Raw genomic sequence first — 12,964 nt, forward strand, 5'->3', positions numbered from 1 at the left:
CGCCCGGAACGCGCGCCTCATGACGTGGCTGCTGCGACCCAGAAGTCCCAGAACCGCGCCAGGATCAGGGCCAGGACGACCAGGAACCAGCCGGTGAGCAGGATGCCGTGCGCTGCGCGGATGCCCGTGAGCAGTCGCCGGGCCCCGGTCGGCATGCGGTCCGCGACGGCGTCGAGGTTGCGCAGGGTGACGTACCAGGAGATCGGCATCGTCACGGCCCAGACCACCATGCAGTAGGGGCACAGCGCGCCGATCGTGTACAGGCTCTGGCCGATCAGCCAGTGCACGAACCCGGCGCCGAAGACCACCCCGGCCTGCAGGCCTGCCCAGTACCACCCGCGCATCCGCGCACCGGCCAGCAACGCTGCGCCGGTGGCGGCGACGACCGCGAACCCGCCGAGTCCGATCAGGGAGTTCGGGAAACCGAACGCCGTGGCCTGCGGCGTCGCCATGACCGAGCCGCAGCTCAGCACCGGGTTGATGCTGCAGCTCGGTTGGTAGGAGGGGTCGGCGAGCTGTGCGATCTTCTCGACCGTCAGCGCGAACGCGGCCAGAAGCCCGACCGCGCCGCCCAGTAGAAGCACCCAGGGAAGGGCGCGCGGGAGTGCGCCGGCTCCACGAGGGGCCTGGGTCGCGATCTCGCGCGAACCATCAAGGAGGTCGGTCATGGCCGGTCAGCTCCTGGCGAGCGCGTCGTCGAGCGCGCGGGTCAGGTCGTCGTAGGACTCCGGGTTCAGCTGCTCGCCGTTGACGAAGAAGGTCGGCGTTCCCTGCACGCCGAGGGCCAGGCCGTCGTCGCGGTCGGCGAGGACGCGATCGAGGGTGGCAGGATCGTTGTAGGCGGCGTCGAAGCGGGCCATGTCGAGACCGAGTTGCTCGGCGTAACCGCGGAAGCGGCCGTCCATCGGGACCTGCTGCTCGCCCCACTCCTGCTGGGTCTCGAACATCAGCTTGTACATCGCCTGCAACTGCCCCTGCTGCGCGGCGGCCTCGACCGCGCGGGCGGCCGGCTCGGCGTTGAAGTGGCCGGGCCCGGGAAAGTAGCGGATGACGAAGTTGACGCGGTCGCCGTACTGCTGGCGGAGCTGCTCGATCGCCGGGTAGACCGCCCCGCAGGCCTCACATTCGAAGTCGAGGAACTCCACGAAGGTCACCTCGGATCCGGGCGCGGTGGACAGCCGGTGGCTGTTGTCCCGGACCGCGACCGATGCGGCCTCGGAGCTGTTGCTCGGGGTGTCACCGCCGAGCCGCGTGAGTCCGAACAGGACGGCCACGACGAGGACGAAGACGCCCGCGACGATCAGGGAGAGCTTCGTGTTCGATATGCCTCGCCGCGGCGCGGCGGACGATGACGTGGGGGTGCGCGAGGCGCGTGACATGAGAAGGCCCTTCGGGGCTGGGCGGCGTCGTGCCGCGGTTGGATCCGGGTTCCCTACGGTCCGGGCACGACGCCGTATCGACCGCCCGACGGGCCGGTCATGCACGGGTCGGGCTCGGCGCCCGGGCGGATCAGTTCCGATTGACGCAGAGCACTGCGACGGGTGTGAGCACCGCCGCCGGAGGCACTGGGCCCGAGACCGATTCGGCCGGCACGGGCGGCTTCACCTGGTCCGCCCCGAAGCTCGCGGAGACGACTGGCGGACCGCCATCCCGTGACGGGTCGACCCCGCGGATCGCCGTGTCACCGCCGGCGTGCCCGCCTCCCGAGCCGTGCTGGCAGGGCCGGTCTGGGGTGCACGGGCCGGACGGTGTCGGCGGGATCGGGACGTCTCCGGTCATCGGAGTCGTGGTCGCCGCTTCGGCGCCGGTACCCGCCTCGGGCAGGCAATCGGGACACGTCGCGGTCTGCTGGACCGGAGTCGTGTCTGCGGCGACCGTCGCCACCGGCCGCTCGGAGGCGGCGGCGTGGCAGGCCAGGATCGAGCCCAGCGCCGTGTGAACTAGCACAGCCGCCAGCAGGACGAGGAGCGTCCGAGCAGGACGTGGTGTCGCGGTCCGCACCGTCATCGTCCCTTCCCTCCGACCGGCTCTCGTTCTCGCCTGTCCGACGCCGGCGACGACCTCGGCACGGTGACCCGCAGGCGAGTGTCGGTCCGTCCGCAGTGCGTGATCGACCGGTCGTCGTGCGATTCAGTCCGACCCACGTGAAACCTTCGACACGGCGTCGTAGGATCGGTGTCGGAACGGTAACGGCAGGCTCCCCCGCTGCGCCGCGCACCCCACTCGCTCCCCCGGCTCCGGGGTGCGGCCGATTCCGACCGAGGAAGGACACCACTGTGTCGAGGCATCGCACCACCGGTGCGGCCGCGGTCCGGGAAACCCCGACCCGGACCCGGCCGTCCGCCACCGCGATCACACCCGACGGGCGAGGCGGGTCTCGCGGGCGGCGCGGCGCAGGGGTCACCGGAATCCTGGCATCCGCCCTGGCCGGTGGCTCCCTGATCGCCGTCCACGGCGCCGTCGGTGACGACCGCGTGCATGTCGAGGAGCTCGCGCTCCAGGCGTTCACGACGTCGACCACCGATGCCGGTCCCGTCGACTCCCTCGCTCCGGCACCGCCGACCCGGTCGGCGCAAAGCTCCGGTGCGGCCGCGGCGCTGGCCGAGCCCCCACCGGTCGACGTCGACGAGATCGTCGGCGCGGCGACCAGCGCGGCACGCGACGCCGGCCAGGCACGCGAGGAAGCCGCGCGCCGCGCCGCCGCCCCAGAACCCGCTCCGGATCCTGCGCCCGCTGACACGTCCGGCGCAGGCGACGGTCCCGCCGGCTGCGCGGCGGGGACCGAAGGGTTCGGCGACGTCGCCGACGGCGTCGCCGAGGCGGGCGAGAAGCTGCGCTGCATGTTCTCCGTCGACACCGTCTACGGCGTCGCCGGGCGCTCCAACGCCTCGGACCACCCGAAGGGCAAGGCCCTGGACCTCATGGTCGATCAGGCCACCGGTGAGAAGCTGGCGGCCTACGCGCGCGCCAACATGGATGAGCTGGGCATCAGCTACGTGATCTACCGGCAGCGGATCGACACCGGCAGCGGCTGGGAGGCCCAGGAGGACCGCGGCGGGGTCACGGCCAACCACATGGACCACGTGCACATCTCGTTCGACTGACATCAGCTGCCGTCGCGCTGCGGGCCGAGGACGTCGGGGGTGTCGTCGGCGTCGTCGGTCAGCCACCAGGGTTCGATGGTCGGACCGGCGCCGTAGAGCCGGTCGAGCTGACGATCGGTGCGGCGGGCGGTGCGCTCGTCGGAGGCGAACCACTGCCGGACGAACGCCGCGACCAGTGCGATCGCGGCGATGTCGCCGAAACCCCACAGGATCGCGCCGCCGAGGTGCTGGTCGTCCAGCAAGGGCGGGCCCCAGTCACGCGCGAGCGACTCGTAGAAGTCCGCGGCGAACAGCGAGCTGGTCATCATGATCGGGACACCGAGCAGGATGTGCACCGGCCCCATCCCCACGACCAGCAGCATCTTCAGACTGAACCGCACCCGGTGCGGGGTCGGGTCGACACCGAGCAGCGCCCAGTAGAACAGGAACCCGACCGCCACGAAGTGCAGGTGCATGAAGTCGTGCACCCACATGTTGGTCAGGGACAGCTCGTAGAGCGGGGTGTAGTAGAAGGCGAACTGGGTGAGGGCGAACAACCCGAACGCGACCGCGGGGTGTGAGACGAACCGGCTCCACGCGCTGTGCAGCACCGCGAGCAGTAGCCGGCGACCTCTGGTGGGCAGCGCGCGCAGCGCCAGGCTGGTCGGTGCGCCGAGGACCAGCCCGACCGGCGCGATCATCTGCAGCACCATGTGCTGGATCGCGGGGACGGAGAACAGCACCCGGTCGTAGACCCCGAGCGCCGACGCCATCCCGACGAAGGCCACGGCGAGCCCGAGCGCGAAGAACGCGGTCCGGCGAACCGGCCACTGGTCGCCACGGCGGCGCAAGGTCTGCACGCCCCATAGGTAGCCGATGCCGGCGAGGGCGAGCGGCACCAGGACCACCGGGTCGAGCGTCCAGCTCAGCAGCATCTCGCGTGTCGTCAGCGGCGGCGGGTCCAGCGGCGGCAACCCGGCCGGGAGCAGCGCGGTCATGCGCGCACCCCTTCCTCGGTAGGGACCCCCGGTTCACTCGACCACCACGACCGGACGACGACCAGGGCGGCCGCGACCATAGCCAGGTCGGACACCACCCACGCCAGGATCGCGCCCTGGCGTTGCCCGGCGAGCAGGTCGGGCACGAACGGCATCGCCACCGCGGCGTAGAACCGCGCGGCCAGCGGCTCGGCCTGGGCCAGTAGCCAGATCGCGAACGCGGCGTGCAGCATCATCACCGCGAACAGCAGTCCGAGCCGGACGAACACGGGGGGCTCGGGTTCGCGGGCACCGAGTACCGCGCGGAACAGCAGCAGCCCGGTGCCGAGTGCGAGCGCGTCCATGGCCGGGTGCGACCAGTGCTCCAGGACGACGGCGTCGAAGAATCCGGTGGCGTACACGCCGAACACCGCCGCGGCGGCGACGCACCAGGCCGCCGCCGGGTGGCGCAGCACCCGCAATGGGGCGGCGTCGGCGAGAGCCACGAGCCGGGCCGCGGTCTCCGGACGCGCGGCGCGCCGGGCCAAGGTCAGCGGGTGGCCGCACACCAGCAGCAGCGGGGCGACCGTGGACAGCAGCGCGTGGCCAAGCAGGTGCATGCTGAACACCGCGGTCGCGTAGGCCCCGATCCCCGACGACGTCGCGACCAGCACCGTCATGCACCCGGCCGTCCAGGCCAGCGTGCGGCCGACCGGCCAGGAGCCGCCGCAGCGGTGCAGCCGGCGGACGGTGAGCAGATAGGCGAGTGCTGCGAGCAGAGCCGCCGGGGCGAAGAGCAGGTCGAACCGCCAGAGCCCGGCCAGCTCGGCCGGCCCCATCCGGGCCGGCAGCTCGTAGCCGAGTAGGAACACCAGCCGGTCCGAGTCGAGCGGTTCCGGAGTCCGCGCCCCGGGCGGAACCAGCCGGGACATCGCCGCCCCGGCGGCGGTCGCCACCGTGAGCAGCCCGAGCTCGACCCCCAGCAGTAGCCGAACGGACCCGGTGCGCCGCCGACCGCGGACCGCGACCAGGCCGCCGGCCAACACGGCCGTGCTGGTGATCACCAGCAGGCCGTAGCCGCTGCCCAGACCGTCGAGTCCGACATCAAGCGCCGTGGGCACCAGCCCGCTCAGCACCAGCACGAGCGACGCGGCGAGTGCGAGCCGGTCGTGGCGGCGCAGCACGGCCGGCCCGGCGGCGCCGCGGCGCAACAACCCGGCCGTGGCCAGGGTGCTGCCGACCCAGACCAGCGCGGCCACGGTGTGCAGGGTGATCGCGTCGCCGTACCAGTCGTGCGAGCGTTCCGAGTTCGCTACCGAGGTCGCCGGCGGCACCGCCAGCCCGGCGAGGAACACGAGGAGCGCCCCGGTCGCACCGCGCCAGGTGAGCACCGCCCCGGCGGCGAGCCCCACGGCGAGGGCGACCAGCGCCGCGATCACCCAACCGGCCGCCATCTCGACCGTGACCAGCGCCAGGACCAGCGCGGGAGGGTCGGCGAGCAACGCCCCGGGGCTGATCCCGACCGACTCGGCGACCGTGAGCAGCGCGACCGCGAGTCCGGCGAGGGCGAGGACGGGGCAGGCCCGGCGGACGACACCGAGCGCCGCGTACCCCGCCGGGGTAAGGACCCCATCCGGTCGGCCCGGCACGAGCACGACGGCGGCGAGCAGGCCGGCGACCGCGGCCGACGCGGCGCCCAGCGCAAGGGTGCGGGCGAAGGGCTGACCGACCGCCGCCACCGGGCCGAGCGTGCGGTAGCCGAACAGCACCGCGAGGTCGGGTCCGAGCGCGCCGACGACCAACCCGGTGACTGCGGCGACCGGCAACCACCACCCCAGCCACGACCAGCTCGACCGACGCGACGGGGCGAGGGTGCCCGCCGCGGTCACCGCAGGCCCTGACCGGCGGGCGAGAACCGGCGCAGCCGCAGGCTCTGCGACACGACGAAGACCGACGACAGCACCATCGCCAGACCCGCGACCAGCGGACTGAGCAGCCCGGCCACGGCCAGCGGCAGCGCCGCGGTGTTGTAGCCGAACGCCCAACGCAGGTTGCTCACGATGGTGCGGTGGGTGCGGCGGGCCAGCTCGATCGCGTCGGCAACAGCGAGCAGGTCGTCCCGGCCGAGGACGAGGTCGGCGGCCTCGATCGCGACGTCGGTGCCGCTGCCTACCGCGACACCGAGCTCAGCGGCCGCCAGCGCGGCGGCGTCGTTGATCCCGTCCCCGACGACCGCGACCGAGCGTCCTTCGGCCTGCAGCCGACGGACCCGGTCGACCTTGTCCTCCGGCATCGCCTCGGCGACGACCCGGTCGGCGCCGATCCCGACCGCGGCAGCCACCGCCGCCGCCGTGCGCGGGTTGTCCCCGGTCACCATCACCGGCTCGATGCCCAGGGCGCGCAACGCGGCGACCGCGGACGGGGCGCTCGACCGGATACGGTCGGTGACCGTGCACAGGCCCCGCACCCGCCCGTCCCAGCCGACGGCAACGGCGGTGGCACCCGCCTCCTCGGCGCGCCGACGCTCGGCGTCGAGCGCGACGGGCAACTCGTGGCCGTGCGCGGCGAGCATCCGCAGGCTGCCCACCAGCACCTCGACCCCGTCGACCGTGCCGCGGGCGCCGAGCCCGGCCGACGCCGCGAACCCGGTCACCGGCCGGGAACGGGCCGGGTCGCCTGCGGCGACCAGCGCGGCGGCGATCGGGTGCTCGGACGCGCGCTCCACCGCAACGGCACGATCCAGCACCAGGTCGGCGTCCTCGCCGGGCGCGGGCAGGACGGCGTCGAGCTGCATCCGACCCTCGGTGAGGGTGCCGGTCTTGTCGAGGACGATCGTGTCGATCCGACGGGTGGACTCCAGGGCCTCGGGACCCTTGAGGAACACCCCGAGCTGGGCGCCGCGGCCGGTCCCGACCAGCACGGCGGTCGGGGTGGCCAACCCGAGCGCGCACGGGCAGGCGACGACGAGGACGGCGAGCGCCGCGGTCATGGCGGCGGCGATCGACGGCCCGAGCAGCCACCACCCCACGAACGTGGCCACCGCGAGCAGCAGCACCGCCGGAACGAACACGGCCGAGACGCGGTCAGCGAGGCGTTGCGCTCCGGCCTTCTCCTCCTGGGCCTGCTCGACCAGGTGCGCCATACGGGCCAGCCGGGTGTCCGAGCCGACCCGCGTCGCGACGAGCACCAGGTGCCCGGCAGCGTTCACCGTCCCACCGATGACCTGGTCGCCCGGACCCACCTCGCGCGGCACGGACTCGCCGGTGACCACGCCAGTGTCGATCGCAGATCGGCCCTGCTCGACGACGGCGTCGGTGGCGATCTTCTCGCCCGGCCGCGCAGTGAACCGGTCCCCGACCCGCAACATCTCCACCGGGACGCGGACCGGGCCCTCGTCGCCGAGCACCTCGACGTCCTTGACCCCCCAAGAAAGCAACGCCCGCAACGCCGAGCCCGCCGAGCGCTTCGCGCGGGCCTCGAAGTAGCGACCGGCCAGCAGGAACGTGATCACGACCGCCGCGACGTCCAGGTACAGCGCATCGTCGGTCCGGGTCAGCGCGGCCCAACCGGTACCGAAGCCCGGTTCGGCGTCGCCGCCACGACCCATGATCCAGAGCGACCACCCGGTCGCGGCCAGCGTCCCCACCGACACGAGCGTGTCCATCGTGGCGCCGCCGTGTCTCGCCGCGTTCGCGGCGGCCCGATGGAACGGCCAGCCGCACCACAGCACCATCGGCAGCGCCAGCGCCAGGAAGACCCACTCCCAGCCCGGGAACCGCAGCTCCGGGAACAGCGACAGGGCCAACGAGAGATCGGCCAGCGGCATCGCCAACACGGCGGCCACGGCCAGCCGCCGTCGCAGGTCACGCACACGCCCCGAACTCCCGGCGCCGGAGGTCTCGGGGCTCGCGGTCAGCAGGCGCGCGGTGTAGCCGGCCCGTTCGACGGCGCCGGTCAGCACCCGCGGATCCGTCCCGGCCGGTGCCAGCACCCGGGCCCGCTCGGTCGCCAGGTTGACCGACGCCCGCACACCGTCGAGCTTGTTCAGCTTCCGCTCGACCCGGCCCGCGCACGCAGCGCAGGTCATCCCGCCCACAGCGAGGTCGTGCACCGCACCCTCGGCCGGCGAAGCCGAGATCTGCTCCGGAACCGACGTCGTCCTCACCTCCCGAAATTCTACGAATCGTAGAGTACGGAACCGGGCCCGACCTCACGGAGGGGATGCTCGACCAGACATACCAATGTGCGTTAGAATATTTTTGTGGCCTCCGACGATACGTGTGACCTGCTCTGCCTAGACCTGCCGCGTGCCGAGCGGATCCGGGCCGCCCTGCCCGACACCGGCCGCCTCGAGCCGGCAGCCGGGGCGGCCCGGGCGGTGAGCGACCCGACCCGGTTGCGTATCGCCGCCACATTGCTCGACGGCGACGAGCTGTGCGTGTGCGACACCGCCTGGATCGTCGGTGCGTCGCAGGCGTTGGTGTCGCACCACCTGCGTCAGCTCCGCGGCGCCGGCGTCGTGACGGCTCGCAAGGACGGGCGGATGGTGATGTACCGGCTGTCCGGGCGGGGGCGCGCGGTGCTGTCCGTGCTGTTCGACCTCGACCGCGAGCCGCTCGCGGAGGAGGCCGACCGTGTCTGAGACCGTGTTTGAGAAGGGTCGGCGTGTCTGCGCCGCGCGGGCCGCGCTCTGGTCCATCGTGGACGGGTGGCTCGGCGTCAGCGGCGGTATCCCTCGGACACCAGCGATGAGCAGTGGGCGTTGATCGAACCGCTGTTGCCCGAGGCCGGGGCGGGTGGGCGTCCGGAGAAGCACCCGCGCCGGGACGTGGTCGACGCGATCCTCTACGTCGTGCGGGCGGGGTGCGCTTGGCGGGCTCTACCAGCGGACTTCCCGCCCTGGCAGACCGTCTACTGGTATTTCAACCGGTGGGAACAGCAGAAGGTCACCGAGAAGATCCTCCCGGTCGTGCGCCGTCAGCTACGTGCCGACGAGGGGCGGGACCCTGAACCGAGCGCGGGGATCATCGACTCGCAGTCGGTGAAGGGTGCCGACACCGTCGGGCAGGACTCGCGCGGCTTCGACGCAGGGAAGAAGATCAACGGCCGGAAGCGGTTCATCGTGACCGACACCCTGGGCCTGCTGTTGACCACTGTGGTGTGCTCGGCGTCGGTGCAGGACCGCGACGGGGCGAAGTCGATCCTGCTCGACCTGTACCTGCGCACCAGGGTGCGGTTCGTCTACGCCGACGCCGGGTTCGCCGGACGCCTGCTGGAGTGGGCGAACACGATCCTGCGCACCAGCGTCGAGGTCGTGCGCAAACCGCCTGAGCAGCGCGGGTTCGCCGTCCTCCCGCGCCGCTGGGTGGTCGAGCGGACACTGGCCTGGCTGACCGCACACCGCCGTCTGGCCCGCGACTACGAACGCCACCCCGCCGTCTCCGAGGCCATGATCCGCTGGGCCGCGATCAACACCATCACCCGCCGCATCGCCCGCGGCAAGCCGGCCGCCCGCCAACAGAAGTACGTCTTCACACCCGCGACTTGATCTTCTCAAACACGCTCTGACGCCTGCTGCGGGCCGGAGTCCGCCCACGGAGAGGCCGGGGCCACCGACGAGAGCCCCGCCTGGGTCTGGCAGGTCCGGGAGCTGCAGCTCGCCGCGGTCGCCGCCGTCCTGCTCGCGGTCGCCTGGCTGGTCGATCTCGTCGCCGGCGGCCCCGCGCTCCTGGTCTCCGGGACCGAGCTCGTCGCGGCGGTGGTCGCGGCGTCGACCTTCGTCCCCGACGCGCTGCGCAACCTGCGCCACGGACGGATCGGCGTCGGCACCCTGATGACGATCGCCGCGATCGGCGCCGTCGCCCTCGGTCAGGTCACCGAGGCCGCCCTGCTCGGGATCCTGTTCTCGATCGCCGAGGGCCTCGAGCACCACGCCGTCGCCAAGACCCGCCGCGGCCTGCGCGCCCTGCTCGGCCTGGTCCCGCCCACCGCCTCGGTCCTGCGCGACGGCCGCGAGGAGACCGTCTCCCCCGACGATCTGGTCGTCGGCGATTGGCTGATCCTGCGCCCCGGCGAGCGGGCCGCCACCGACGGTGTCATCCGCTCCGGCCGCACCAGCCTCGACACCTCGGCGATCACCGGCGAGTCCGTCCCGGTGGAGGCCGGGCCCGGTGACGACCTCTACGCCGGCACGATCAACGGCGGCGGCGCGATCGAAATCGAGGTCACCGCGCCCGCGTCGGACAGCTCGCTGGCCCGGATCGTGCACATCGTCGAGCAAGCCCAGGAGCGCAAGGGCACCGGCCAGCGCCTCGCCGACCGGATCGCCCGCCCGCTGGTCCCGGCGATCATGATCCTCGCCGCGCTGATCGCCGCACTCGGTGCCCTGCTCGGCGACCCCCTGCTGTGGCTGGAACGAGCGCTCGTCGTACTCGTCGCCGCCTCGCCGTGCGCGCTCGCGATCTCGGTGCCGCTCACCGTCGTCGCCGCCATCGGCGCGTCCAGCCGGCACGGCGCCCTGGTCAAGGGCGGCGCCGCACTGGAGGAGCTCGGCCGAGTCCGCGCCGTGGCCCTCGACAAGACCGGCACCCTGACCCGCAACGAACCCGAGGTCGTCGACGTCCACGCCGTACCCGCCCGGGACCGCACCGAGGTACTCGCCACCGCCGCCGCGCTGGAGTCACGTAGCGAGCACCCACTTGCCCGCGCGGTCCTCACCGCGGCCGAGCAGCGGTCGATCACCGTCCGGCCCGCCGAGGACGTGCACGCTGTCGCCGGACACGGCCTCACTGGCACCCTCGACGGGGTTTCGCTGCGGCTGGGTAAGCCCGGCTGGGTCGACACCGGCCCGCTGGCCGCCGACGTCGCGCGGCTGCAGGACCAGGGCGCCACGGTCGTGCTCGTCGAGGGCGACGGCTCGCCGATCGGCGCGGTCGCCGTCCGCGACGAGCTGCGCCCCGAAGCCCGCGAGGCCGTCCGGCGGGTACGCGAGCTCGGCATCGAGGTCGCCATGCTGACCGGGGACAACCAGCGCACCGCCGCCACACTCGGCGAGCAGGCCGGCATCGACACCGTGCACGCCGAGCTGCGGCCCGAGGACAAGGCCGGCCTGCTGCCCGACATCGCCCGCGGGCGCCGGATCGCCATGGTCGGTGACGGCGTCAACGACGCACCCGCGCTGGCCACCGCCGACGTCGGCATCGCCATGGGCGCGATGGGCACCGACGTCGCGATCGAGACCGCCGACGTCGCCTTGATGGGCGAGGACCTGCGTCACCTGCCGCAGAACCTCGCACACGCCCGCCGGGCCCGGACGATCATGCTGCAGAACGTCGGTTTCTCGCTGCTCATCATCGGTGCGCTCATCCCGCTCGCCGCCGTGGGCGTGCTGGGCCTGGCCACGGTCGTCATCATCCACGAGGCGGCCGAGGTACTGGTGATCCTCAACGCCGTCCGCGCCGCCCGGGCACGACCCCTGCCCGGTCTCACCGCCGCGGCCACCGCCACCGGCCCGCACCACGTCACCATCGGGGCCGCCCCCGAGCCGGACGACCCGTGCTGCGCACCGCCGGCTCGGAACACAGCGCTGACCGAGGTGGCCACCGGCCCGGCACCGGTCGACGCGGAGCCGCCGACCCCGGCCGACCGATCCGGAGCGGACGGCAGCTGCGAGAACGGGTGCGCCTGCTGCAGTCCCGACCCGTCCGCACCGGCACCGCAGACGCCCCGCGGGCGCCCCTGAGATCGCACCTGCAACCCCCGGATCTGCACCCTGCGCGCGGGGCCGGCGTGAACCCGGGTGTCTCACGAACCCAGCTCCAGGCCGCGTTCCCGAAGCCACGCGACCGGACCGAGCTGGGGCCCGCGGCGGAGCCCGCGCGGATCTCCAGGCGCAGGAGCGCTCCGGTCGACTATCCCCGATCGTCGACCTCGGCCATCCGGGCCGGCTTTTCGTGCACTGCTTGCGCGTACGGACTACATGCCACTCATGGCGGGCATGGCGAACTCCATGACCAGCAACATGTAGGCCATGCCGGCCGACATCACCGCGAGGGCGATCCGCACCGACCAGTCGTGGCGGCCGCCATCGACCACTCCGCGCGCCACATGGCCGCGCACGGCCCCCACCCGGTCGCGCGCCGCCGACGTCGTGGTCGTCCTACCGGATTGCACCGGCCCGCCCTCGGTGGGCAGCGGGTCGCGGGGCGCAGCGATTGAACGGTCGTCGGGGCACCCGTTCGCCGGGTCCTGACCCGCGGTTGGACGTGCGGTTCGGGTGCTGGAGGTGTCCCCGCGCGCGTGGGTTGACGGGACGGCCTCCCCGAGCCCGCCACGCTCGAGAACGCGGCCCAGTCGGCCGCTCGCCCAGCCGAGCATCTGGACGGCGAACCACACCGCGCCCAGCATGCTGAGCCACGCCAACCGGGTGGTCATCATCACGAACATGTAGGCCATCGCGGTGAGATCAACGACGTTGGCCAGCCACAACGGGCCGAGCCGTGCGCGACGCAACCGCGCGACCACCAGTCCGACCGCCAGTGTTCCCGCGGCCAGCGAGTAGACCGTCACCACGACCGCGGCGGGCACGAGCAGCTTCCCGCCGGGCCAGAACATGACCACCATCCCGACGGCCATGAGCACGTGCGCGGCGTGCCAGATGCAGTGCCGCCCGGACATTACCGCCAGGTGCGCCACGTGCACGATCGCCACCAGCACAAACAGCGTCGCCCACACCGTCGCCACGACCGGACCGGCGATCCAGGAACTCGCCACCAGCACTGCCTCCCGTATCGAGGTCCCTTACACCCTATGGCACCACGTTCGACGTGGCGTAGAAAGACCGGGTCGGGACATGCGCTCCGGAGCGAGGCAGACGTACTCAAGTGATTCAAATATACGCTAGTA

General features: G+C 72.8%; 9 protein-coding genes and 1 pseudogene. 4 read left to right on the plus strand and 6 right to left on the minus strand.

What is annotated here, in order from left to right; genetic code table 11:
- Positions 1-17: 17 nt before the first annotated feature.
- Positions 18-668, minus strand: a complete 651-nt coding sequence (locus AC0GKK_RS27745) for a vitamin K epoxide reductase family protein (protein WP_482638832.1) — start codon at positions 666-668, stop codon at positions 18-20.
- A 6-nt stretch (positions 669-674) separates the two neighbouring features.
- Positions 675-1,379 carry a DsbA family protein gene (locus AC0GKK_RS27750; RefSeq protein WP_482638833.1) on the minus strand — a complete coding sequence of 235 codons (705 nt, stop codon included), beginning with the start codon at positions 1,377-1,379 and terminating at the stop codon, positions 675-677.
- Positions 1,380-2,474: 1,095 nt separating this feature from the next.
- On the opposite strand from AC0GKK_RS27750, the gene AC0GKK_RS27755 reads away from it, so the two are divergent.
- On the plus strand, positions 2,475-3,104 hold the full coding sequence (locus AC0GKK_RS27755) for a VldE C-terminal domain-containing protein (protein ID WP_482638834.1): 630 nt from the start codon (positions 2,475-2,477) through the stop codon (positions 3,102-3,104).
- A 2-nt stretch (positions 3,105-3,106) separates the two neighbouring features.
- Here AC0GKK_RS27755 and AC0GKK_RS27760 read toward each other — a convergent pair whose 3' ends face one another.
- The 3 genes from AC0GKK_RS27760 to AC0GKK_RS27770 are packed head-to-tail and all read right to left on the minus strand — an operon-like array spanning position 3,107 to position 8,147.
- Positions 3,107-4,081 carry a cytochrome c oxidase assembly protein gene (locus tag AC0GKK_RS27760; protein WP_482638835.1) on the minus strand — a complete coding sequence of 325 codons (975 nt, stop codon included), beginning with the start codon at positions 4,079-4,081 and terminating at the stop codon, positions 3,107-3,109.
- Entirely contained in the window at positions 4,078-5,886 is a 1,809-nt protein-coding gene (locus tag AC0GKK_RS27765) for a cytochrome c oxidase assembly protein (protein ID WP_482638836.1), read from the minus strand. The genes AC0GKK_RS27760 and AC0GKK_RS27765 overlap by 4 nt, the downstream gene beginning before the upstream one ends.
- Before the next feature lie 59 nt (positions 5,887-5,945).
- A complete protein-coding gene (locus AC0GKK_RS27770; RefSeq protein WP_489884173.1) occupies positions 5,946-8,147 on the minus strand; it encodes a heavy metal translocating P-type ATPase in 2,202 nt (733 codons plus the stop codon).
- Positions 8,148-8,321: 174 nt separating this feature from the next.
- On the opposite strand from AC0GKK_RS27770, the gene AC0GKK_RS27775 reads away from it, so the two are divergent.
- From AC0GKK_RS27775 to AC0GKK_RS27785, 3 genes and pseudogenes are all read left to right on the plus strand, one after another.
- Entirely contained in the window at positions 8,322-8,702 is a 381-nt protein-coding gene (locus AC0GKK_RS27775) for an ArsR/SmtB family transcription factor (RefSeq protein WP_482638838.1), read from the plus strand.
- 27 nt (positions 8,703-8,729) lie between these two features.
- Positions 8,730-9,594 (plus strand): annotated as a pseudogene (locus tag AC0GKK_RS27780) (IS5 family transposase); the annotation flags it as partial.
- A gap of 224 nt (positions 9,595-9,818) precedes the next feature.
- Positions 9,819-11,801, plus strand: coding sequence for a heavy metal translocating P-type ATPase (locus AC0GKK_RS27785; RefSeq protein WP_489884157.1), 1,983 nt, complete (start codon positions 9,819-9,821; stop codon positions 11,799-11,801).
- A gap of 233 nt (positions 11,802-12,034) precedes the next feature.
- On the opposite strand, the gene AC0GKK_RS27790 is transcribed toward AC0GKK_RS27785, so the two are convergent.
- Entirely contained in the window at positions 12,035-12,832 is a 798-nt protein-coding gene (locus AC0GKK_RS27790; protein WP_489884158.1) for a DUF5134 domain-containing protein, read from the minus strand.
- Positions 12,833-12,964: the final 132 nt, after the last annotated feature.

Source organism: Pseudonocardia sp. P-1 (assembly GCF_058111925.1).